The sequence below is a fragment of the Streptomyces sp. NBC_01335 genome (assembly GCF_035953295.1).
Classification (GTDB): Bacteria; Actinomycetota; Actinomycetes; order Streptomycetales; family Streptomycetaceae; genus Streptomyces.
The window spans coordinates 412,286-433,628 of record NZ_CP108370.1; the positions used below are offsets into that span (position 1 = coordinate 412,286).

The 21,343-nt window shown below is 72.4% G+C and carries 21 protein-coding genes; 8 read left to right on the forward strand and 13 right to left on the reverse strand.

The window, feature by feature from the left end; genetic code table 11:
- The first annotated feature begins 223 nt into the window (after positions 1-223).
- On the forward strand, positions 224-1,186 hold the full coding sequence (locus tag OG599_RS01710; RefSeq protein WP_327174115.1) for a DUF389 domain-containing protein: 963 nt from the start codon (positions 224-226) through the stop codon (positions 1,184-1,186).
- 30 nt (positions 1,187-1,216) lie between these two features.
- Here OG599_RS01710 and OG599_RS01715 read toward each other — a convergent pair whose 3' ends face one another.
- A complete protein-coding gene (locus tag OG599_RS01715; protein ID WP_327174116.1) occupies positions 1,217-2,449 on the reverse strand; it encodes a geranylgeranyl reductase family protein in 1,233 nt (410 codons plus the stop codon).
- Positions 2,450-2,642: 193 nt separating this feature from the next.
- On the opposite strand from OG599_RS01715, the gene OG599_RS01720 reads away from it, so the two are divergent.
- Positions 2,643-4,007, forward strand: coding sequence for a dipeptidase (locus OG599_RS01720; RefSeq protein ID WP_327174117.1), 1,365 nt, complete (start codon positions 2,643-2,645; stop codon positions 4,005-4,007).
- Between the two features lie 262 nt (positions 4,008-4,269).
- Here the strand turns inward: OG599_RS01720 and OG599_RS01725 are convergent, their stop codons facing one another.
- On the reverse strand, positions 4,270-5,334 hold the full coding sequence (locus OG599_RS01725; protein WP_327179897.1) for an NUDIX hydrolase: 1,065 nt from the start codon (positions 5,332-5,334) through the stop codon (positions 4,270-4,272).
- Positions 5,335-5,706: 372 nt separating this feature from the next.
- Here OG599_RS01725 and OG599_RS01730 point away from each other — a divergent pair, with 372 nt between their 5' ends.
- Positions 5,707-5,883 (forward strand): hypothetical protein, encoded by a 177-nt coding sequence (locus tag OG599_RS01730; RefSeq protein ID WP_327174118.1) that lies wholly within the window; start codon positions 5,707-5,709, stop codon positions 5,881-5,883.
- A gap of 111 nt (positions 5,884-5,994) precedes the next feature.
- On the opposite strand, the gene OG599_RS01735 is transcribed toward OG599_RS01730, so the two are convergent.
- On the reverse strand, positions 5,995-6,921 hold the full coding sequence (locus OG599_RS01735) for an ROK family protein (protein ID WP_327174119.1): 927 nt from the start codon (positions 6,919-6,921) through the stop codon (positions 5,995-5,997).
- 174 nt (positions 6,922-7,095) lie between these two features.
- Here OG599_RS01735 and OG599_RS01740 point away from each other — a divergent pair, with 174 nt between their 5' ends.
- Positions 7,096-8,124 carry a LacI family DNA-binding transcriptional regulator gene (locus tag OG599_RS01740; protein ID WP_327174120.1) on the forward strand — a complete coding sequence of 343 codons (1,029 nt, stop codon included), beginning with the start codon at positions 7,096-7,098 and terminating at the stop codon, positions 8,122-8,124.
- Between the two features lie 49 nt (positions 8,125-8,173).
- Here OG599_RS01740 and OG599_RS01745 read toward each other — a convergent pair whose 3' ends face one another.
- From OG599_RS01745 to OG599_RS01765, 5 genes are all read right to left on the reverse strand, one after another.
- Positions 8,174-9,463: a DUF6986 family protein gene (locus OG599_RS01745; protein WP_327174121.1), complete on the reverse strand. Its 1,290-nt coding sequence runs from the start codon at positions 9,461-9,463 to the stop codon at positions 8,174-8,176.
- Between the two features lie 220 nt (positions 9,464-9,683).
- Positions 9,684-10,646, reverse strand: coding sequence for an electron transfer flavoprotein subunit alpha/FixB family protein (locus OG599_RS01750; RefSeq protein ID WP_327174122.1), 963 nt, complete (start codon positions 10,644-10,646; stop codon positions 9,684-9,686).
- 100 nt (positions 10,647-10,746) lie between these two features.
- Entirely contained in the window at positions 10,747-11,532 is a 786-nt protein-coding gene (locus tag OG599_RS01755; protein WP_327174123.1) for an electron transfer flavoprotein subunit beta/FixA family protein, read from the reverse strand.
- A gap of 267 nt (positions 11,533-11,799) precedes the next feature.
- Positions 11,800-12,306, reverse strand: a complete 507-nt coding sequence (locus OG599_RS01760) for a flavin reductase family protein (protein ID WP_327174124.1) — start codon at positions 12,304-12,306, stop codon at positions 11,800-11,802.
- A 196-nt stretch (positions 12,307-12,502) separates the two neighbouring features.
- Complete coding sequence (locus OG599_RS01765) at positions 12,503-12,829, reverse strand: TlpA family protein disulfide reductase (protein WP_327174125.1); 327 nt, start codon at positions 12,827-12,829, stop codon at positions 12,503-12,505.
- A 217-nt stretch (positions 12,830-13,046) separates the two neighbouring features.
- Between OG599_RS01765 and OG599_RS01770 the strand changes: the two genes are divergently transcribed.
- On the forward strand, positions 13,047-13,769 hold the full coding sequence (locus tag OG599_RS01770; protein WP_327174126.1) for a lysophospholipid acyltransferase family protein: 723 nt from the start codon (positions 13,047-13,049) through the stop codon (positions 13,767-13,769).
- A 98-nt stretch (positions 13,770-13,867) separates the two neighbouring features.
- Here OG599_RS01770 and OG599_RS01775 read toward each other — a convergent pair whose 3' ends face one another.
- From OG599_RS01775 to OG599_RS01790, 4 genes are all read right to left on the reverse strand, one after another.
- The gene (locus OG599_RS01775) at positions 13,868-14,467 is read right to left on the reverse strand and encodes a transglutaminase family protein (RefSeq protein WP_327174127.1); all 600 of its coding nucleotides are present in this window, start codon (positions 14,465-14,467) and stop codon (positions 13,868-13,870) included.
- 93 nt (positions 14,468-14,560) lie between these two features.
- Complete coding sequence (locus OG599_RS01780) at positions 14,561-15,640, reverse strand: threonine aldolase family protein (RefSeq protein WP_327174128.1); 1,080 nt, start codon at positions 15,638-15,640, stop codon at positions 14,561-14,563.
- A complete protein-coding gene (locus OG599_RS01785; protein ID WP_327179898.1) occupies positions 15,619-16,380 on the reverse strand; it encodes an SDR family NAD(P)-dependent oxidoreductase in 762 nt (253 codons plus the stop codon). The genes OG599_RS01780 and OG599_RS01785 overlap by 22 nt, the downstream gene beginning before the upstream one ends.
- A gap of 26 nt (positions 16,381-16,406) precedes the next feature.
- Positions 16,407-17,804 (reverse strand): DUF6421 family protein, encoded by a 1,398-nt coding sequence (locus OG599_RS01790; protein WP_327174129.1) that lies wholly within the window; start codon positions 17,802-17,804, stop codon positions 16,407-16,409.
- Between the two features lie 246 nt (positions 17,805-18,050).
- Between OG599_RS01790 and OG599_RS01795 the strand changes: the two genes are divergently transcribed.
- Positions 18,051-18,719: a glycerophosphodiester phosphodiesterase gene (locus OG599_RS01795; protein WP_327179899.1), complete on the forward strand. Its 669-nt coding sequence runs from the start codon at positions 18,051-18,053 to the stop codon at positions 18,717-18,719.
- A gap of 90 nt (positions 18,720-18,809) precedes the next feature.
- Here OG599_RS01795 and OG599_RS01800 read toward each other — a convergent pair whose 3' ends face one another.
- Positions 18,810-19,361 (reverse strand): GNAT family N-acetyltransferase, encoded by a 552-nt coding sequence (locus tag OG599_RS01800; protein WP_327174130.1) that lies wholly within the window; start codon positions 19,359-19,361, stop codon positions 18,810-18,812.
- Positions 19,362-19,609: 248 nt separating this feature from the next.
- On the opposite strand from OG599_RS01800, the gene OG599_RS01805 reads away from it, so the two are divergent.
- Together OG599_RS01805 and OG599_RS01810 are read left to right on the forward strand one after the other, a co-directional pair.
- On the forward strand, positions 19,610-20,209 hold the full coding sequence (locus OG599_RS01805) for a DUF5134 domain-containing protein (protein ID WP_327174131.1): 600 nt from the start codon (positions 19,610-19,612) through the stop codon (positions 20,207-20,209).
- A 138-nt stretch (positions 20,210-20,347) separates the two neighbouring features.
- On the forward strand, positions 20,348-21,286 hold the full coding sequence (locus OG599_RS01810; protein WP_327174132.1) for a M56 family metallopeptidase: 939 nt from the start codon (positions 20,348-20,350) through the stop codon (positions 21,284-21,286).
- Positions 21,287-21,343 lie beyond the last annotated feature (57 nt).

Genomic DNA, 21,343 nt, shown 5'->3' on the forward strand with positions numbered 1-21,343 from the left:
CGCCGCCCCGGTGGGCTGCGACGGACGCCCGCCCGCCGGTTCGGTTCGGTCCGCTCCGGTCGGCGGCGGTCCGCCGACGCTGCTCGGCCAGGGACCGTGCGGAGTGTCCGGCACTCCGATTCCGGCCTCGGCCACGAGGTATAAGAGGTCGAACGGCTATCCGTCGTACGAACCCCCATGGCCCGGACGTACGCATCCCGGCCACCTCCGGGAGGCCTGCCCCGTGCTGCATCTGCGTCTGATCGTTCCGCCCGCACGCACGGACGAGGTGGTGAGGCTGCTCGACGACAGCGTGGGAACCGCCCATCTCGTCGTGCTGCCGGGCGCCGCCCGCTCGCCCGCCGGCGACCTGGTGCTCTGCGACGTCGCCCGGGAGGCGGGTGACGAACTGATCGGTCGGCTGCGCCGGCTCGGTATCGACCGCACGGGCTCCATCACCGTGGAGAATCTGGACCTGACGCTCTCCGAGCATGCCGACCGGGCCGAGGAACAAGCACCGGGCGAGGGTGCCGACGCGGTGCTGTGGGAGGAGCTGACGGAGGTCACGCACGAGGAGTCGACGTTCAGCGTCACCTACGTCGCTTTCCTGACGATCGCCACCATGCTCGCCGCGGTCGGCGTGATGCTGGACAACGCGATCCTGATCGTCGGCGCGATGGTCGTGGGCCCGGAGTTCGGACCGCTGGCCGGTGTCTCCACCGCTCTGGTGCAGCGGGCGCCCCGGCTGGTGGCACGCTCGCTGGCCGCGCTCGTCGGCGGGTTCGCGGCGGCGATGGTGATGACCGCCGGGTTCGCCTGGCTCATGGACGCCTGCGGGCTGTTCACGAGGTCGATGGTCGAGGCGGACCGGCCGAACACCTCGTTCATCTGGCAGCCGGACCGGATGTCGTTCGTCGTGGCGTTCCTCGCGGGGATCGCGGGGACCCTGTCGCTCACCTCGTCGAAGTCGGCCGCGCTGATCGGGGTGACGATCTCGGTGACGACGGTCCCGGCGGCGGCCAACGCGGCGGTGGCGTTCAGCTACTCCGACTACACGCAAACCACGGGTTCCTCGCAGCAACTCCTCGCCAACCTCGGCGGCATCGTGCTCGCCGGCACCCTCACCCTCCTCGCCCAGAAGGCTCTCTGGGCGCTCCAGCTGCGCCGGCCCGCCCGCCGGAGCGGGGCGGGCGGGGGTCGTGACTGACCGGGCCGCCGCCGCTCGGGCGGGAGCCGGTCAGCCGTTCTCGGCCGACCGGCGGTCCATCACGGAGAGCGCGCGGTGCGCCAGCGGGTGGGTACGGACCAGTTCGGCCAGCGAGGTCGTTCCCCGGGTGATTCCGGCGAACGCCTTCCAGGCCGGCCGGAAGGTCGTGAGCACCGCGTGCAGGACACCGGGGCGGCGCTCGAAGAGCTTGAGCATCCGGCGTCCGACGTTCATCTCGACACCGAGTCCGGCCTTGATGGCGAAGGCGTAGTTGAGCGCCTGGCGCCGGGCGTCCACCGCGTCGCGGGCCTCGGCGATGCGTACCGCCCACTCCCCCGCCAGCCGGCCGGAGCGGAGCGCGAAGGAGATGCCCTCGCGGGTCCAGGGCTCCAGGAGGCCCGCCGCGTCACCGCAGACCACGACCCGGCCCCGGGAGAGCGGCGAGTCCTCGCTGCGGCAGCGGGTGAGGTGGCCCGAGGAGATCTTCGGCTCGAACCCGGCCAGCCCGAGACGGGCGACGAAGTCCTCCAGGTACCGCTTGGTCCCGGCGCCGTCACCCCGGGCGGAGATCACCCCGACCGTCAGCGTGTCGCCCTTGGGGAAGACCCAGCCGTAACTGCCGGGCATCGGGCCCCAGTCGATGAGCACCCGTCCGGCCCAGTCCTCGGCGACCGTCTCGGGGACGGGGATCTCCGCCTCCAGGCCGAGGTCCACCTGATCGAGCTTCACCCCGACGTGGGCGCCTATGCGTCCGGCACTGCCGTCCGCCCCGACGACGGCCCGTGCGAGCACCGTCTCGCCGCCGGCCAGCACCACCGCGACGGTGCGCCGGTCCGGTACGGACGAGCCGTGCTGCTCGACCCGCGCGACGGAGGCACCCGTACGCAGTTCCGCGCCGGCCTTCTGCGCCTCCTCGACGAGCTGGGCGTCGAACTCGGGCCGGTTGATGAGGCCGAAGAGCATGCGCTTCGACTTGCGGGTACGCGCCAGCTTTCCGTTGAGGGAGAAGGTGACGGCGTGCACGCGGTCCCGCAGGGGCAGTTCGAATCCCGGCGGAAGCGAATCGCGCGAATATCCGATGATCCCGCCGCCGCATGTCTTGTAGCGGGGCAGCTCCGCCTTCTCCAGCAGCAGGACCCGGCGGCCCGCGACGGCTGCCGCGTATGCCGCGGAGGCACCGGCCGGCCCTGCACCGACTACCACGACGTCCCACACCGACGACTCTTCGTGCTCACGCCCGGCGTCTGCGTTCTCGCTGCTCACGATGTGCTTCTGCTCCCGATCCGACCAGTTGCCCCAGCTACTGACGGCATCCTACGGCGCGATCCGGCCAGGGTCCGCTGTGGGAGGATCGGCAGTGTTTTCGTCGTACGGACAACGCAGGACAAACGGCGTCGTCCACGGCCGTGCACGCCTCGCACGACCACCCAGCACCGCACTCACAAGGAGCGTTCCCATGACCGCCCGTCCGATCCCCGAAACCGTTGCCTCGCTGATGCCCCGTGCCAAGGCGGAGCTGAGCGAGCTGGTGGCGTTCCAGTCGGTGGCGGATCCCGCGCAGTTCCCGAAGAGCGAGTGCGAGGCGGCGGCCGGCTGGGTCGCCGACGCGCTCACCGCGGAGGGATTCCAGGACGTCGCGCTGCTGGACACCCCCGACGGCACCCAGTCCGTCTACGGCTACCTCCCCGGCCCGGCCGGAGCCCCGACCGTGCTGCTGTACGCCCACTACGACGTGCAGCCGCCGCTCGACGAGTCGGCCTGGCTCTCCCCGCCGTTCGAACTGACCGAGCGGAACGGCCGCTGGTACGGCCGCGGGACGGCGGACTGCAAGGGCGGTCTGATCATGCATCTGCTCGCGCTGCGCGCCCTCAAGGCCGACGGCGGCGTGCCGGTCGGCGTGAAGGTGGTCGCGGAGGGGTCCGAGGAGCAGGGCACCGGCGGGCTGGAGCGGTACGCCGAGGAGCACCCGGAGCTGCTCGTCGCGGACGCGATCGTCATCGGCGACGCGGGCAACTTCCGGGTCGGCCTGCCGACCGTCACCGCGACCCTGCGCGGCATGACGATGCTGCGCGTGACGCTCAACACCCTTGAGGGGAACCTGCATTCCGGCCAGTTCGGCGGCGCCGTCCCGGACGCGCTCGCCGCGATGATCCAGCTGCTCGCCTCGCTGCGGTCCGAGGACGGTACGACGACGGTGGACGGGCTGGCCGGGGACGCCTCCTGGGAGGGGCTGCAGTACCCGGAGGAGGAGTTCCGCAGGGACGCCAAGGTGCTGGACGGGGTGGAGCTGATCGGCGCGGGTACGGTCGCGGACCGCATCTGGGCGCGGCCCGCGGTGACCGTGATCGGGATCGACTGCCCGCCGGTCGTCGGCGCCACGCCGTCCGTGCAGGCGAGCGCGCGGGCCCAGGTCAGCCTGCGGGTACCGCCGGGCCAGGACGCCGTCGAGGCGACGAAGCTGCTGACCGCGCACCTGGAGTCGCACGCCCCGTGGGGAGCGCGTGTCACGGTCGAACAGGTGGGCCAGGGCCAGCCGTTCCGCGCGGACGTGACCAGCCCGGCGTACACCTCGATGGCGGCGGCGATGCGGGTCGCGTACCCGGGCGAGGAGATGCAGACGGCGGGCATGGGCGGATCGATCCCGCTCTGCAACACGCTGGCGCAGCTGTACCCGGAGTCGGAGATCCTGCTCATCGGGCTGAGCGAGCCCGAGGCGCAGATCCACGCGGTGAACGAGAGCGTCTCGCCCGAGGAGCTGGAGCGCCTCGCGGTCGCGGAGGCGCTGTTCCTCCGGAACTACGCGGAGTCCCGGCAGGGCTGACGGGCAGCCGGAGGGGAGGTCTGCGAGGCCTGGTGGGGCCGAGGGGGCCTGCTGGGGGCCGGTGCGGCCGGTGCGGGCGGCCGGTGCGGTGCGGCCCGTGCGGTGCGGCCCGTGCGGTGCGGCCCGTGCGGTGCGGCCCGTGCGGTGCGGCCCGTGCGGTGCGGCCCGTGCGGTGCGGCCCGTGCGGTGCGGCCCGTGCGGTGCGGCCCGTGCGGGCGGCTCGCGGCCTCGCCCCCGGGTCCGCCGGCTCCGCCCGGCTCTCTCAGCCGACCGGCACCCCTGCCTCCAGATTGAGGACGGTGGAGCGCTCGCGGGCCCGGAGCGCCCATCTCAGCCGGGTCCAGCGGGTCGGCGGGAGAAGCCGGGCGGCCTCCTCCTCGGTGACGAAACGCCATTCCCGCAGCTCGGAGTTCTGGAGCCGCAGCCCCGCCGTGTCCTCGTCCCGCAGGAGGCCCCCGTCGAAGAGGAACCGCAGGCCGCCGTAGCCGGGCGGGCGGGGCGCCTCCCAGTCGACCACCAGCAGCCTGGGCTCGGTGGCCAGGACCAGGCCGATCTCCTCGGCGACCTCCCGGACTCCCGCCCGTGCCGGTGCTTCGCCCGCCTCGACGATCCCGCCGGGAAACTCCCAGCCCGCCTTGTAGGTGGGATCGACGAGGAGGACCCGGCCGTGTTCGTCGAAGAGGAGGACGCCGGAGGCGACCGTCTCGGCGGTCGGGGAGGGGTTCTGGACGATCCCGCACTCCCGGGCGGCGCCGGTGCGTACCGCTTCCTCGATCCGCAGCGCGGTCTCGCGCGGGGTGAGGGCGCCGGTGTCGATGACGTGGGCGTCGGCGGTGAGCCACGGGAGGGCCGCGCGGTAGGGCTCGATGTGTTCGAGGCACCAGCGGCGGCCGCGCCGGCTCCGCTCGGGGTCCTCAAGGCCCCCGGGGTCCTGAAGACCTTCGGGGGACGCGTGCCGTTGCGAGATCCGCTGGCGCAGGATCGTTTCCTCTGGGAGGAGCAGCACGTGGTGGACGGGGATGCGGCGGGAGGCGAGTCCGCCGAATATCTCGTCCCGGTACTCCTGGCGCAGCAGCGTCATCGGGACCACGAGCGTGCCCGGGACCTCGGCGAGCAGCGCCGCCGCGGTGTCGACGACCAGGCGCCGCCAGATGGGCAGGTCCTGGAAGTCGGTCACCTCCGCCAGCCGCTTCCGGGGCAGCAGTCCACGCAGCGCGGCGCCGGTCAGCCCGGGGTCGTACAGCGTGCTGTTCGGGATCAGATCGAGCAGCTCGCAGGCCGCGCTGGTCTTGCCCGCACTGAACGCACCGTTGACCCAGACGATCACGGCTCCCCCTTCGCCAGGCATCTCTTCCGGTCCGTGCCGCGCTCGCGCCCCACCGCCGTGCCGCCCGGCGCCGAGCCCGGCCCGTGCCGCACGGCCGCCCTGCCCGAGGTCCGCGCCGCGGGTCCCGTCCTTCGGCGCGGCCGGGTCGTCCGGAGGGGCTCCAGCCTTCTGTGGCTTGCCCTGAACACCCTGTGGCGAAAACCCGGTGCGACGAACCTGTTGTACGGAGCCGTGGACGGGGTACCCGTCGGCGGACGCCCCGACGTACCGGCCACGCGGAACCGGTGGCCCGGCGGAAGGCGGCGGGCCGTCACGGGAGCACGCGATCGGGCGGTCCGGCGAGACCGCGCACAACGGCAGAGGGGGCACACCATGCGTCGGACGGTGCTCAAGCAGTTTCCCGCCGGCGGGCCGCGCGGCAGCTGGCCCGCGGAGGAGTTCGCGGCCGCGCGCCGCGGCGAGGGGCTCGCGGTGGAGGTCGTGATGGACCTCGACCGGGACGCCTTCCTCGTGGTGGTCGCCGGGTCATCGGCCGACCGCGCCGGCTGAGCCGCCGGGGCCACCGCCCGCCGGCTTCGTCATCGAACAGTTGGCCGTCGGCGGGCCGCCCGGCAGCCTGCCCCGGGCGCGCCGGGGTCCGGCGACGGCCCGGGTACGTCGTCAGCGCACGGTGGCCGCGGCGGCCGCTCCCACGAGTCCGGCGTCGTTGCCCATCACCGCGGGGGTCACCGTGAGGTTGCGCACGAAGGAGAGCGTGGCGTAGTCGGCCAGGGCCCGCCGCAGCGGGGCGAAGAGCACGTCGCCGGCCCCGGCCACTCCCCCGCCGATCACCGCGATGTCGATCTCGACCAGGGTCGCCGTGGCGGCGATCCCGGCGGCGAGCGCCTGGGCCGCGCGGTCGAAGGACGCCTGGGCCACGGGGTCTCCCGCCTTCGCGGCGGCGGCCACGGCGCGGGCCGTGGCGTCTTGGTCGGGTCCGGGCAGCCAGCCGCTCTCCAGGGCCCGGCGCGCGATGTTGGGGCCGCTGGCGATCCGCTCGACGCAGCCGCGCGCCCCGCACGGGCAGGGGTCGCCGTCCAGGTCGACGCTGATGTGACCGATGTGGCCGGAGTTGCCGGTGGGTCCGGGGTGAAGCCTGCCGCCCAGCACGAGTCCGCCGCCGACTCCGGTCGACACGACCATGCAGAGCGCGTTGTCGTGGCCCCGGGCCGCTCCCTGCCAGTGCTCGGCCGCGGTCATCGCCACGCCGTCGCCGACCAGGGTGACCGGCAGTCCGCCGATCGTCTTGCCCACCCGGTCGACCAACGGGAAGTCGCGCCAGCCGGGAACGTTGACCGGGCTGACCGTGCCCGCCGAGGCGTCCACCGGGCCGGCGCTGCCGATGCCCAGCGCACAGGCGCGCTCCCAGAGCGGTGAGGCCATCAGCTCGGAGAGGACTCCGTCCACCGCCCCCATGACCGACTCGCCGGACTCCTTGGCGGGCGTCGGCCGCTGCGCGCGGACGAGCAGCGTGCCGTCGTCGCCCACCAGCGCGCCGGCGATCTTGGTGCCGCCGATATCGAGGGCTGCGACGAGGTCGGTATGCATGGGCCTTGGCTCTCCGGATGAGTAGAAGGGCGGACCTGCTGGTTCCGTCCTTGTGGTCTGCACAGTCTGTATTGCCATGACAACGTTGTCCAGGGCCTATGCTCGACGCCACAGCCCCGATCCCCCGTGGCGTTGACACCGGTGTCGACGCACCCTACGACAGGACAGCGCACTGTGGCCGAGACCGCCCGTCATTCCGAGCCCCGCTACGGCAACCGGCCCACCATGAAAGACGTGGCCGCGCGGGCCGGAGTAGGGCTCAAGACGGTCTCCCGGGTGGTGAACGGCGAGGCCGGCGTCACGCCCGACACCGAGCGCCGGGTGCAGGAGGCGATCGACGCCCTCGGCTTCCGCCGCAACGACAGCGCCCGCGTTCTGCGTAAGGGCCGTACGGCATCCATCGGTCTGGTCCTGGAGGATCTGGCGGACCCGTTCTACGGTCCGCTGAGCCGCGCCGTGGAAGAGGTCGCCCGCTCGCACGGGGCGCTGCTCATCAACGGCTCCAGCGCCGAGGACCCGGTGCGCGAACAGGAGTTGGTGCTCGCGCTCTGCGCGCGACGGGTGGACGGGCTGATCGTGATCCCGGCGGGCGACGACCACCGGTATCTGGAGCCGGAGATCAGGGCCGGGGTGGCGACCGTCTTCGTGGACCGCCCGGCGGGTCTCGTGGACGCCGACACCATCCTCTCCGACAGTTTCGGCGGCGCCCGGCAGGGCGTGGCCCACCTGATCGCCCACGGCCACCGCCGGATCGGCTTCATCGGCGACCAGCCGCGCATCCACACGACGACGGAGCGGCTGCGCGGCTACCACGCGGCGATGGCGGACGCGGGCATCGCCGTCGACGACCGGTGGGTCTCCCTCGGGGTCACCGCCCCGGAGCGGGTGCGCGCCGCCGCCGAGGAGATGCTCTCGGGACCGGAGCCGGTGACCGCGGTCTTCGCGGGCAACAACCGGGTGACGGTGACCGCCGTGCGGGTGCTCGCCGACCGCGAACGACCGGTCGCACTGGTCGGGTTCGACGACATCGAGCTGGCCGACCTGCTCGGCATCACGGTGATCGCGCAGGACGCGGCGGCCGTGGGGCGCACCGCGGCGGAGCACCTCTTCCGCCGGTTGGAGGGCGGCGGACACGCCACCGCCCGGGTGGAGCTGCCGACGACCCTGGTGCCCCGCGGCTCCGGCGAGCTGCCCCCGGCCTGAGCCACGGAGAACGCGCGGCGGCCGGGGGAAGGCACGGCGGCGGCCGTGCTCAGCCGGCCGCGGCGCCGTGGCCGGTTCGCGCGTACGCGTCCAGCTCGTGGCGGCCGAGCCCGGTCAGCCGGGTGACCTCCTCGGCGTCCAGGGCCCCGCAGTCGATCCCGCGCAGCAGATGGCCGCTGAGCGCCTTGGCGGTGGCGGGTTCGTCCATGACGTCCCCGGCGGACTTGGCGACGTACCCGGCGAGGCGGGCCGCCGCCTGGTCCAGACCCTCGCGGTAGAAGGCGTAGACGGCCGCGTAACGGGTCGGCAGATGCGCCGGGTGCATATCCCAGCCCTGGTAGTACGCGCGGGCCAGAGCGCGGCGGGTGAGGCCGTAGTGGAGCCGCCAGGCCCGGTGGACGCGGTCGGTGGAGCCGACGGGCAGCACGTTGGTGGAGCCGTCCGAGACCCGTACGCCGGTGCCGGCGGCGGCGACCTGCATGACCGCCTTGGCGTGGTCCGCGGCGGGGTGGTCGCTCGCCTGGTGGGCGGGGCTGACGCCCACGCTCGCGCTGTAGTCGAAAGTGCCGTAGTGCAGTCCGGTGGCCCGGCCCCGCGCGGCGTCGATCATCCTGGCCACGGCGGCCGTACCGTCCGCGGCGAGGATCGACTGGCTGGTCTCGATCTGGATCTCGAAGCGCAGCCGCCCCTCGTCCAGGCCGTGCGTCCGCTCGAACGCGTCGAGCAGCCGGACGAAGGCGGCGACCTGCTGCGGGTAGGTGACCTTCGGCAGGGTGAGCACCAGTCCGTCGGGCAGCCCGCCGGAGCGTACGAGCCCGGTGAGGAACACGTCCGTGGTGCGGATCCCCCGCGCGCGCACGGACGCCTCCATGCACTTCATCCGGATACCGGTGTACGGGGGCGCGCCGCCGTCCGCGTACGCCTGCTGGAGCAGGTCCGCGGCGCGGGCGGCGGCCTGGTCCTCCTCGGCGTCCGGACGTCTGCCGTAGCCGTCCTCGAAGTCCACCCGCAGGTCCTCCACGGGCTCGCGCTCCAGCTTGGCGCGCACCCGGTCGTGGACGGGTACGGCGAGCTCCTCGGGGAGGCCGAGGACGGCGGCGAAGGACTCGGCGTCCGGGGCGTGTTCGTCGAGCGCGGCGAGCGCCCGGCCGCCCCAGGAGCGTACGGTCGCGGCGTCGAATGCGTCGGCCGGTACGTACACCGTGTGCACGGGCTGGCGGGTGCCCGGGTCACCGGGGTAGCGGCGCGCGAGTTCGGCGTCCACCTCGGCGAGGGACGCGCCGATCTCCTCGCCCACCGCGTCGTCGAGGCTCGTCGCCGCTTCAGCCCGTCGGCCCATGACCGTACCCTCCACGCTCTCGATACGTCCGCTTGCCCGAACTTCCGCCGACCGGAATCGATGATCCGCATGGCGAAGCTATAAGCGCGGCCGGACACGCGTCAACGGTGGACGGCGACGGGCCGGGTCCGTGCGGGGGTGTCCGCGTGGTCCCGGCCCGTCGCCGTCCGCTTCCCGCTCATGTCGTGACGGGGAGGGGGGTGTCCGGTTCTTGCGTCGTTCAGTTCTTGCGGGTGTTGATCTCTTCGGTGAGCTGGGGCACGACGTCGAAGAGGTCGCCGACGACACCGAAGTCGACGAGTTCGAAGATCGGGGCCTCGGCGTCCTTGTTGACCGCGACGATCGTCTTCGAGGTCTGCATACCCGCCCGGTGCTGGATCGCACCCGAGATACCCGACGCGATGTACAGCTGCGGGGAGACCGACTTACCGGTCTGGCCGACCTGGTTGGTGTGCGGGTACCAGCCCGCGTCGACCGCCGCCCGCGACGCGCCGACCGCCGCACCCAGCGAGTCCGCGAGCGCCTCGATCACCGCGAAGTTCTCCGCACCGTTGACACCCCGCCCACCCGAGACCACGATCGCGGCCTCCGTCAGCTCCGGACGCCCCGTCGACGCACGCGGCGTCCGCGACAGCACCTTCGTCCCCGTCGCCGCGGCCGAGAACTCCACCGCCAGCTCCTCCACCGCACCCGCCGCGGCAACCGGCTCCACCGGCGCCGAGTTCGGCTTCACCGTGATCACCGGCACCCCCCGCGACACCCGCGACTTCACCGAGAACGACGCCGCGAACGCCGACTGCGTCGCCACCGGACCCGACTCACCCGCCTCCACGTCCACCGCGTCCGTGATGATCCCCGAACCGATCCGCACCGCCAGACGCGCCGCGACCTCCTTGCCCTCCGCCGACGACGGCACCAAAACCGCCACCGGCGACACCACCGCGACCGCCGCCGCCAACGCGTCGACCTTCGGCACCACCAGGTACTCCCCGAACTCCGACGCCTCCGACGCCAAAACCCGCACCGCACCGTGCTCACCGAGCACACCCGCCGTGCCCACCGCACCCGCACCCAACGCCACCGCGACCGGCTCACCCAGACGCCGCGCCAACGTCAGCAGTTCCAGCGTGGGCTTACGGACCGCACCGTCCACGTGATCGACAAAAACCAGAACCTCAGCCATGGAACATCCACTTCCCGCGAAACCAGAGATCAAAGAGAAGGGCAGAGGACCTGTCCGGCCCACGCCCGGGACAACGCCGCCACGCGACGCCGCAAGGGGGTCAGATGAACTTCTGGCCCACGAGGAACTCGGCCAGCTTCCGCCCGCCCTCACCCTCGTCCTTCACGATCGTGCCCGCCGTGCGCGCCGGACGCTCCACCGCCGCGTCGACGACCGTCCACGCACCCGCCAGACCGACCTCGTCCGCACCGATCTCCAGATCGTCCAGATCCAGCGCCTCGACCGGCTTCTTCTTCGCCGCCATGATCCCCTTGAACGACGGGTAACGCGCCTCACCCGACTGGTCGGTCACCGACACCACCGCCGGCAACGACGCCTCCAGCTGCTCCGACGCCGTGTCACCGTCACGCCGCCCCGTCACCGTGCCCTCCGACACCGACACCTCCGACAGCAACGTCACCTGCGGCACACCCAGACGCTCCGCCAGCACCGCCGGCAGCACCCCCATCGTGCCGTCCGTCGACGCCATCCCGCAGACCACCAGGTCGTAACCCGACTTCTCGATCGCCTTCGCCAGCACCAACGACGTCCCCATCACGTCACTGCCGTGCAACGCGTCGTCCTCGACGTGCACCGCCTTGTCCGCACCCATCGACAACGCCTTGCGCAACGCGTCCTTCGCATCCTCCGGACCCACCGTCACCACGGTGACCTCCGCGTCGTCCGCCGCGTCCGCGATCTGCAACGCCTGCTCGACCGCGTACTCGTCCAGCTCCGACAGCAGACCGTCCACGTCCTCACGGTCCACCGTCAGATCATCGGCGAACCCCCGGTCACCGGTCGCGTCGGGCACGTACTTCACAGGGACAACGATCCTCAAGCTCACGCCGGCTCTCCTACTGCATCGTGAATTCTGGGCTGCCTCGGTCGGTCGCAGCATAGGCGCCCGGGGAGACGGTTTCCCGGTCAGGGCGACCGGCACACCGAGCGAAATATTACTCGCCAGTACACCCTTCACGTGCCCGGTAAGCAAGCGCTTGGAACTGTGATGTGGCCAACGCGGCGGGCCCGGAGAGGGCGGCCGCGGGCGGGGCCGGAGCAGGCCGGCCCAAGGGGCCCGGCGTCGGGAACGGCCCCGCGACAGCGCCTCGGTTCAGTCCCGCAGCGCGGTGAAGCGGCCCTCGTGGTAGACGAGCGGGCGGCCCCCGCCTGCGGGGTCGCCGACCTCGACCTGCGCGATGACGATGCAGTGGTCGCCCGCGGGAACCCGGGCCACCACACGGCAGACCAGCCACGCCACCACCCCGCCGAGCACCGGTACACCCTCGGGCCCGTGGTGCCAGTCGGTGTCCGGGCCGAAGCGGTCGGCCCCGGAGCGGGCGAAGGTGGCGGCCAGTTCGGCCTGGCCCTCGGCGAGTATGTGCACGCCTATGTGCGCGGCCTCGGCGACCACGGGCCAGCTGGAGGACGTGGTGGAGACGCCGAAGGAGATCAGCGGCGGCTCGGCGGCGACGGAGTTGAGTGAGGTGGCGGTGAATCCGACGGGCTTCCCACCGGAGGCGGTGATCACGGCGACCCCTGCGGCGTGCTGCCGGAAGACGGAGCGCAGCAGCTGGGGGGAGGCGGGCACGGCGGTGCGGAGCTCGGGCGAAACCGTCATGGAATTGTCCTTCTGCGAGTCGGGCGTACGGGGCCGTAGGTGCTCAGGCACCCGGACAGCGCGCACTCGCGTTGCGTGCCAGGTCGACGTGGACCCGGCCGTAGAGAAGGATTTCCGGCGGCATAACGTCAGACTGACGATGCGTGACCGCTACCGTCAAGTGCGTATCGCCATGTGGGAGCGGTGTCACGGCCCGTCACACCGCCTGACCGAGTGCGGCTACGACGTCGACGGTGCGCGGCTGCCCGGCCGCGCGGCGGACGACCGTGCCGCGGGCGTCGAGGACGAGGACGGTCGGTGTGCTGCGGATGCCGAGCCGGCGGACGAGCGCGAGGTGGGCCTCGGCGTCGATCTCGACGTGGGCGACGCCCTCGACCATGGCCGCGACCTCGGCGAGGGTGCGGCGAGTGGCGCGGCAGGGCTGGCAGAAGGCGGTGGAGAACTGCACCAGCGTCGCCCGTTCGCCCAGTTCCGCGCCGAGTTGGGACGCGTCCAGCCGCTGCGCACTCGTGGTCCTGTCCACCGTCGTCCTTCCGTCGGAGTTCCTCGCAGGACGTCAGCGTCGGGGGACGGCGGCGCATTCCCGGCCGGGGCACGTGATGAGAATCTCGCCGCCCGGCCCCATCGGGACTGGCCACCGCGTCGCACATGGGGCACCATCGCCACAATGCCGAAAACCTACGGCCGCGTAACTTCCGCCGGGAGAACCCCCCAGGCGCAGAAGAAGGAGTCTTCTCCAGATGGCAGAACTCGTCTATCGACCGGTCATCGGCGCCGCTCGCACCATGTTCAAGGCGCTGGACCTGAAGATCGACACTCAGGGTTCGGAGAACATCCCGAGAACCGGTGGCGCGGTGCTGGTCAGCAACCACATCAGTTATCTCGACTTCATCTTCTCCGGCCTGGCCGCCCTTCCGCAGAAGCGCCTCGTCCGGTTCATGGCCAAGGAGTCGGTGTTCCGGCACAAGGTGTCCGGTCCGCTGATGCGCGGCATGAAGCACATCCCGGTCGACCGCAAGCAGGGTGAGGACGCCTACGCGCACGCGCTGGCCTCGTTGCGGTCCGGCGAGATCGTCGGGGTGTTCCCCGAGGCGACCATCTCCTCGTCCTTCACCCTGAAGAGCTTCAAGTCGGGTGCCGCCCGGCTGGCCCAGGAGGCGGGGGTTCCGCTGATCCCGATGGCGCTGTGGGGTACCCAGCGGATCTGGACCAAGGGCCACCCGCGCAACTTCCGGCGGAACCACATCCCGGTGACCATAAGGGTCGGCGCCCCGGTCGAGGCCCCGGTGGACCAGTACGCGGGGGCCATCACCCGCCGGCTGCGCGAGCGGGTCCAGGAGCTCCTGGAAGCGGCGCAGCGCGCCTATCCGGTACGGCCGAAGGACGCGGGCGACACCTGGTGGGTGCCCTCCCACCTCGGCGGTACGGCTCCGACGGCGGCGGAGGTCCGCGAGCGCGGCTGATCCGGGCGACCGGGCCGGGTGAGTCGGCCCGCGCGGGTCGACTCAGGCGGGTCGACCCAGGCGGTCGACTCACGCGGGCCCGGCCGCGCGCGGTGGCTTCAGAGCGCGCCGGGCAGCATCTCCCACAGCTCCTGCCGGTCACGCGCCCGCCGGAGCGCGGCCAGCACCTCGGGACGGGGCGCCGCGTACAGCACGGGGTAGTCCGCTTCCCCCGAGGCGGGGCGCACCGGCCAGGCCAGCCGTTCGTGGTCGAGGGAGAACCGCGCGTCGACGCCGGGCTTGTTGCCGCGCGCGTCGACGCGGGCCCAGCGGTCCCGCCCCGGGAGCCGCAGGGCGACGAGCCCGTGCAGCATGGGGGCGCTTCCGTCGTCGTCCAGGAGTCTCTGGTAGCAGAGCGCGGCGGGAATGCCCGCGGCGCGCAGCAGCGCGGCCAGGGCGTGGGACTTGGCGTGGCAGATGCCGTTCCGGGTCGCGAGGACGTCGGAGGCCCGCCAGGTGACCAGCGGGTTCCCCGAGTCGGCGGAGTGCGGGATGGCGTCGCGGACGAAGGTGAACGCGGCCTCGGCGTATGTGTATGCGTCGCTGGTCCCGGCGCCGAGGCGCTGCGCGGTCTCGGCTACGTACGGGTGCTGGTGGTCGATCGCTTCGTCCGCCGCGAGATAGGCGTTGAGGTCCGGGCTCTCCTGGATCAGTTCCATGTGCGCCGACCCTAGGAGTGCGGCCGACCGGAGGCAAATACTTTTCCGGTCGGCCGCATTTCCATGCACGGGGGTGTGGCTACTCCGCCGCCTTCAGCTCTTCAGCTCTTCGGCGAGTGCCTCGACGAAGGCGTCCACGTCGCTCTCGCGCGTGTCGAATGCGCACATCCAGCGGACGTCTCCCGCTGCCTCGTCCCAGAAGTAGAAGCGGAAGCGCTTCTGGAGCCGTTCGGCGACCTCGTGCGGGAGCCGGGCGAAGACGCCGTTGGACTGGACGGGGTAGAGGATCTCCACTCCGTCCAGCGCGCGGACGCCCTCGGCGAGGCGCTGGGCCATCGCGTTGGCGTGCCGGGCGTTGCGCAGCCAGAGGTCACCCGCGAACAGGGCCTCCAGCTGCACGGAGACGAAGCGCATCTTGGAGGCGAGCTGCATCGACGTCTTGCGCAGGCGCTTCATCGCGCGGACCGCGTCGGGGTCGAGCACCACGACGGCCTCGCCGAAGACCGCGCCGTTCTTGGTGCCGCCGAGGGAGACCACGTCGACGCCCGCGTCGGTGGTGAAGGCGCGCATCGGCAGGTCCAGGGAGGCCGCCGCGTTGGCGATCCTGGAGCCGTCGAGGTGGACCTTCATCCCGAGTCCGTGGGCGTGGTCGCAGATCTCGCGGATCTCCTCGGGGGTGTACAGGGTGCCGAGCTCGGTGCTCTGGGTGATCGAGACCACCTGGGGCATCGCGCGGTGCTCGTCGTCGAAGCCGTACGCCTGGCGGTCGATGAGCGCGGGCGTCAGCTTGCCGTCCTCGGCCGGGACGGTGAGCAGTTTCAGCCCGCCCACGCGCTCGGGGGCACCGCCTTCGTCCATGTTGACGTGCGCGGACTCCGCGCAGATCACCGCGCCCCAGCGGTCCGCCAGGGCCTGGAGGGACAGCACGTTGGCCCCGGTTCCGTTGAAGACCGGGTAGGCCTCGGCGGCCTCGCCGAAGTGGCCGCGTACGACGTCCTGGAGGTGGTCCGTGTACGCGTCCCCGCCGTAGGCGACCTGGTGGCCGTCGTTGGCGAGGGCGAGGGCCGCCAGGATCTCCGGGTGGGTGCCTGCGTAGTTGTCACTGGCGAAGCCGCGTATCTCCGGGTCGTGATGACGACGCGCGTCGGTCGTTACGGTTGCGGGGTCAGCCACAGGCGCTTTCCGTTCACATCGGGTGCGGGACGTTCCCAGACGCCGGCGATGGCCTCCGCCAGTTCCGTCACGTCGGTGAATCCCGCGAATTTCGCAGTCGGGCGCTCGGCGCGCATCGCGTCGTGCACCAGTGCCTTCACGATCAGGATCGCAGCCGCGGTCCTGGGCCCTTCCTCGCCCCCCGCCTTGCGGAAGGCGTCGGCGAGGGCGAGGGTCCACGCCTCGGCGGCGGCCTTCGCCGCCGCGTACGCCGCGTTTCCCGCAGTGGGCCGGGTGGCGCCGGAGGCGCTGATCAGGACGTAACGGCCCCGGTCGCTGCGCTGCAGGCCCGCCTGGAAGGCGAGCGAGGTGGACTGCACGGTGCGGATGAGCAGCTTCTCCAGCGCGTCCCAGTCGGAGAGATTGGTGTCGGCGAAGTTCGCACTGCCGCGCCAGCCGCCGACGAGGTGGACCAGGCCGTCGATCCGGCCGAACTCCGTCTCCGTCTTGTCCGCCCACTCGCGGGCGGCGTCCGGGTCCAGCAGGTCGACGGTCTCGCCGGTGACGCTGGCTCCGCCGTGCGCGTACCGTGCGGCGTCCACCGCTTCGGCGAGCCGCTCCGGGTGGGCGTCGGCCCCGACGACGGTCGCACCGGCCTCGGCCAGGCGGAGCAGCGTGGCCCGGCCCGCCGGGCCGGCCGCGCCGGCCACCGCGATCACCGCGCCTTCGAGTGGGCCGGTTTTGTTACGGACACCGTTCATGGCCACCGCCTCCTTGGGACCCTCGCTCACGCGGCCACCTGCTCGGCGCTCGCCGCGGTGATCCCCACCGTGGACGCGATCACGTGCTTCAGCTTCTTGGAGAGCGCCTCATAGAACATGCTCAGGGGAAACTCGTCCGGAAGCACGTCGTCCACGAGTTTGCGCGGCGGAAGTGTCAGGTCCAGCGCGTCGGGACCCTTCGCCCAGCGCGAGCCCGGGTGCGGGGCGAGATACTCCGCGACCAGGTCGTACGCGGCGAACCAGTGGACGAGCTTGGGGCGGTCGATGCCGTCGCGGTAGAGCTTCTCGATCTCGCCGCAGAGCTGGTTGGTGATCTGCGGGGCGCGGTCCCAGTCGATCTTCAGGGTGTTGTCCGTCCAGCGGACCACGTCGTGCTTGTGGAGGTAGGCGAAGAGCAGCTGGCCGCCGAGGCCGTCGTAGTTGCGCACCCGCTCACCGGTGACGGGGAAGCGGAACATGCGGTCGAAGAGCACGGCGTACTGGACGTCGCGGCCCTGCGGGAAGCCGTCGGCCTCCAGCTTCACGGCCTCCTTGAAGGCGGTGAGGTCGCACCGCAGCTCCTCCAGCCCGTACATCCAGAACGGCTGGCGCTGCTTGATCATGAAGGGGTCGAACGGCAGGTCGCCGTGGCTGTGGGTGCGGTCGTGGACCATGTCCCAGAGCACGAAGGCCTGCTCGCAGCGCCGCTGGTCGCCGACCATCGCCTGGATGTCCGCGGGAAGCTCCAGGCCGAGCAGGTCGACGGCCGCCGCGGTGACCCGGCGGAAGCGGGCGGCCTCGCGGTCGCAGAAGATGCCGCCCCAGCTGAAGCGCTCGGGGGCCTCGCGCACGGCGATGGTCTCCGGGAAGAGCACCGCGGAGTTGGTGTCGTACCCGGAGGTGAAGTCCTCGAAGGTGATGCCGCAGAACAGCGGGTTGTCGTAGCGGGTGGCCTCCAGGTCGGCGAGCCACTCGGGCCAGACCATGCGGAGCACGACCGCTTCGAGGTTGCGGTCGGGGTTGCCGTTCTGCGTGTACATCGCGAAGACGACGAGGTGCTGGAGGCCGTCCGCCCGGTTCTTGGCCGGCTGGAAGGCGAGCAGGGAGTCCAGGAAGTCCGGCACCCCGAAGCCGCCATCGGCCCAGCGGCGCAGGTCGCCGACGAGGGCGCGGTGGTAGGCGGCATCGTGCGGCAGGAGGGGGGAGAGCTCCTCCACCGCTCCGACGATCCGGTCGAGGGTGGCGCCCACGACGGCGGCCGTGGGGGCGTCCTCGGCCCCGAAGTCGATCGAGCCGTCCTTGGACTGCCAGGGCCTGATCTCCTCCACGGCGTTCCTGAGCACGGGCCACGCAGAGTGGTCGACCACCCGCCCGGCCGCGACCACGCCGCTGCCGGGGGCGTCGTGTACCAGAATTTCCGTCATAACCGTTTCCTCCACAGGGCCTCGCGTTCGGCGAGCGTATCCGGGCACGGTTCCCCAGGACAAGTGAGATCCAATAAATTATCCTGCCCCACCCCCATGGTCACCGCTGATTTTCCTGCAACCACCTAGAACCACGTTACTTCCGTCACCCGTGTCGTGCCGCGTCGGAGGCTGGGTAGGTACGCCCCCGGCAGCCGGGGCGGGGCGAGGAACGCGCCGGGCCACGTGAGCGATCAGGAGAGTGCCTTGTCCTTCGTCACCATCGGTCATCGCGGGCTCATGGGCGTCGAGCCCGAGAACACCCTGCGGTCCTTCGTCCGGGCGGAGCGGGCGGGAGTGGACGCCATCGAGCTGGACCTGCATCTGAGCAAGGACGGCGCGCTCGTGGTGATGCACGACGCGGAGGTGGACCGCACGACCGACGGCACGGGCCGGATCGCGGACAAGACGCTGGCGGAGCTGCGCGAGCTGGACGCCGGACAGGGAGAGCGGGTGCCCCTCTTCGAGGAGGTGCTCGACGCGGTGGGCTCACCGGTCCAGGCGGAGATCAAGGATGTCGCGGCGGCCCGGGCGCTGGCCGAGGTGATCACCCGGCGGGGTCTGGTGGGCCGGGTCGAGGTGTCGTCCTTCCACGACGAGGCGGTCGCGGAGATCGCCGAGCTGCTGCCGGGCCTGCCGACCGTGCTGATCGCGAGCCGCTGGGGCCCGGACGTGGTGGAACGGGCGCGGGCGGCGGGCGCGGCCACGCTGGCGCTCAACATCCGGCGGCTGACGCTGGAGACCGTGGAGCAGGCGCGCGCGGCCGGGCTGCGGGTCATCGCCTGGGTGGTGAACACGCCCGAACAGCTCGCTCTGGTGCGGGCGTTCGGGCTCGACGGCGCGACGACCGACCGACCGGAGATCCTCGGGGCCTGAGCGTCGCGGGGCGGGGCGGGCGAAGAACGGGTGAAGGACCCTGCCGTACTGCGGGGTCCTTCACCCGTGCGGGAAGACCGACCGCTCCGCCTACCGGAGCGCCTTGACCAGCAGCTCGAACTCCAGGTCGTCGCGGAGCGGGACGCCGAAGCGCTCGTCGCCGTACGGGAAGGGGCTCATCCGGCCCGTACGGCTGTACCCGCGGCGCTCGTAGAAGGCGATCAGCTCGGCACGCACGGAGATCACCGTCATCTGCATCTCGGTGGCGCCCCACTCCTCGCGGGCCACCCGCTCCGCCTCGGCGATGACGGTCTTGCCCAGCCCGGCTCCCTGACGGCCCGGCCGGACCGAGAACATGCCGAAGTAAGCGGCCTCGCCCCGGTGTTCGAGCTGGCAGCACGCGACGATCACGCCGTCCTGCTCGGCCACGAGCAGGCGTCCGCCGGAGGTCGCGATGATCCCGCGCACCTCCGCGTCGTCGGTCCGCCGGCCTTCGAGAATGTGCGACTCGGTGGTCCAGCCCGTGCGGCTGGACTCTCCCCGGTAGGCGGACTCCACCAGCTCCACGAGCGCCGGCACGTCGTCCTCGGCCGCGTCGCGGAAGGTGAGCCGGTGCGTGACGCGCGGCGGGGCGATCTCCATGGAACGGTCTCCGTTTCTCCGCCGGCGCGGCAGGGGCCCTCGGGCCCGCCCGCCGGGCGGTGCTCTGCTCCGGCGCCGGACCTCTGCTCCGGCGCCGCGCACGAGGGTAACCCGATCGCCCGAGCCCACCGCGAACCCGATCACTCCCCCTTGTGCACCCCGCGCGCCACCGTGCGCCGGGTTGTCCCGGCGGCACGCCGGGAATCGAGTACGGGACAGCTTTGGCACACCGGAGGGGGAGGTGCGCTGTGCACGGACCGGCGCTGTCCGGCTGGCTGCTCATGGTGCTGTGCGCGGCCACGGGCGCCTACTGCCTGCTGCGGGCGCGCGCCGGGTCCGGGGAGGAGCGGAGAGCCGCTCACGCCGAGGCGCTCATGGGGTTCGGCATGGCCGCGATGGCCGTTCCGGCCGCCCTGCTCACGCCCCCGGGGTGGGCCTGGGCGGCGTACACCGTGCTCTTCGGCGGGGCCGCCCTGCGTTCGGCCTGGGCTGCGCGCCGGGGCGGACACCATCTCCACCATCTGGTCGGCTCCCTGGCGATGGTCTACATGGCCGTGACCATGGGGCCCTCCATGGCGCCCGGAGCGGGCGGCGGTCCGCACGCCGGACACGCCGGGGCGGGTACGGCGGCGGGCCTGCCCCTGCTCACCGGTGCGCTCCTCGTCTACTACGCGCTCTACGTGCTGGGCGCCGCCGGGCGTCTGATACCGGTCGCCGCGGGTGCCGGTGCGGGCACAGGTGCGGGTACGGCCGCGGTGACCGGGGGCCGGCGCGCCCGGCCCGAACTGGCGCTCGCCTGCCGGGTGACGATGGGCCTGGCCATGCTCGCGATGCTGGCGGGCCTCTGACGCGACGCCGGGCGGGGTTCTCGTGTGCCTCACCCGGTCCCCCGCGCCATGCGCTCCCATGCGTCCGTGCGCCGTGGCGTACGTCACTTGACCGTCGGAGCCGTATCGGCGCCTTCCGTGCGCTCATAGGCTGACCGCATGTTGGTCTCCCTCGCCCTGCTGTCGCTCGGCGCACTGACCGCCGTGGTGGCTCCCCGCCTGATGGCGCGGGCCCGGTGGCCGGAGCGCGAGCCCGTGGTGGCGCTGTGGGTCTGGCAGTGCGTCGTCGCGGGTGTGCTGGTCTCCTTCGCCCTGTCGATGACGTTCAGCGCGGCGGCGGCGTGGCAGGCGGTCCGGGGCCATGTCTTCGCACCGGCCCCGCGCGCGGTGGTCGAGGCGTACGCACTGGCCGGGTACGGCCCCTGGTCGGCGGTGGTGGCCGTGGCGCTGGCTTGCGGGGGCGTGTGGAGCGGCGCGATGCTGCTCCGCGAGGTGCGCCGCGCGCGCACCCGTCGGCGTCTGCGCCGCGCCGAACTCCTGGTCCGGTCACCGCTGTTGAACGGCGAGGAGCCCGGAGACGAGCGGCTGGTGATCCTGGAGGGCCCGCGTCCGGATGCCTGGTGGCTGCCCGGACCGGCCCCGCGGCTCGTCATCACCACCGCCGCGCTGGGTCGTCTGAAGGGCCGTCAGCTGGACGCGGTCCTCGCCCATGAGCAGGGGCACGCCCGGGCCCGGCACGACTGGCTGCTGCACTGCTCGGCCGCGTTGGCCAACGGATTCCCGCAGGTGCCGGTCTTCGCCGCGTTCCGCGACGAGATGCACCGGCTGGTCGAGCTGGCCGCGGATGACATGGCGTCCCGGCGCTTCGGCCGGCTGACGACCGCCCTCGCGCTGGTCGGGCTCAACGAGGACCGGGGCGTGTTCGATCCCTGCCGCGCCCAGGACGGACAGGTGCCGCGCCGCGTCAACAGGCTGCTGGAGCCGGGGGAACGGCTCACCGCAGGGCACCGGCTCCGGCTCACCGCCGCGGCCTCGCTGGTCCCGGTCGTTCCACTGCTGGTGGCGTTCGTACCGGCGATCGGCGCGCTGCGACCGTAAAGCGAGTTGCGAAGGTCCCGCCTGACCGGCGGTGTCTGGCACGCACGCTTTGAGTTC

Excerpts from the sequence above, each read along its gene's own strand:
- OG599_RS01720 (WP_327174117.1), top strand. The coding sequence starts at position 2,643 with ATGACCGCCCGTCCGATCCCCGAAACCGTTGCCTCGCTGATGCCCCGT.
- OG599_RS01730 (WP_327174118.1), top strand. The coding sequence starts at position 5,707 with ATGCGTCGGACGGTGCTCAAGCAGTTTCCCGCCGGCGGGCCGCGCGGC.
- OG599_RS01735 (WP_327174119.1), bottom strand. The coding sequence starts at position 6,921 with ATGCATACCGACCTCGTCGCAGCCCTCGATATCGGCGGCACCAAGATC.
- OG599_RS01745 (WP_327174121.1), bottom strand. The coding sequence starts at position 9,463 with ATGGGCCGACGGGCTGAAGCGGCGACGAGCCTCGACGACGCGGTGGGC.
- OG599_RS01750 (WP_327174122.1), bottom strand. The coding sequence starts at position 10,646 with ATGGCTGAGGTTCTGGTTTTTGTCGATCACGTGGACGGTGCGGTCCGT.
- OG599_RS01760 (WP_327174124.1), bottom strand. The coding sequence starts at position 12,306 with ATGACGGTTTCGCCCGAGCTCCGCACCGCCGTGCCCGCCTCCCCCCAG.
- OG599_RS01770 (WP_327174126.1), top strand. The coding sequence starts at position 13,047 with ATGGCAGAACTCGTCTATCGACCGGTCATCGGCGCCGCTCGCACCATG.
- OG599_RS01775 (WP_327174127.1), bottom strand. The coding sequence starts at position 14,467 with ATGGAACTGATCCAGGAGAGCCCGGACCTCAACGCCTATCTCGCGGCG.
- OG599_RS01785 (WP_327179898.1), bottom strand. The coding sequence starts at position 16,380 with ATGAACGGTGTCCGTAACAAAACCGGCCCACTCGAAGGCGCGGTGATC.
- OG599_RS01790 (WP_327174129.1), bottom strand. The coding sequence starts at position 17,804 with ATGACGGAAATTCTGGTACACGACGCCCCCGGCAGCGGCGTGGTCGCG.
- OG599_RS01800 (WP_327174130.1), bottom strand. The coding sequence starts at position 19,361 with ATGGAGATCGCCCCGCCGCGCGTCACGCACCGGCTCACCTTCCGCGAC.
- OG599_RS01810 (WP_327174132.1), top strand. The coding sequence starts at position 20,348 with ATGTTGGTCTCCCTCGCCCTGCTGTCGCTCGGCGCACTGACCGCCGTG.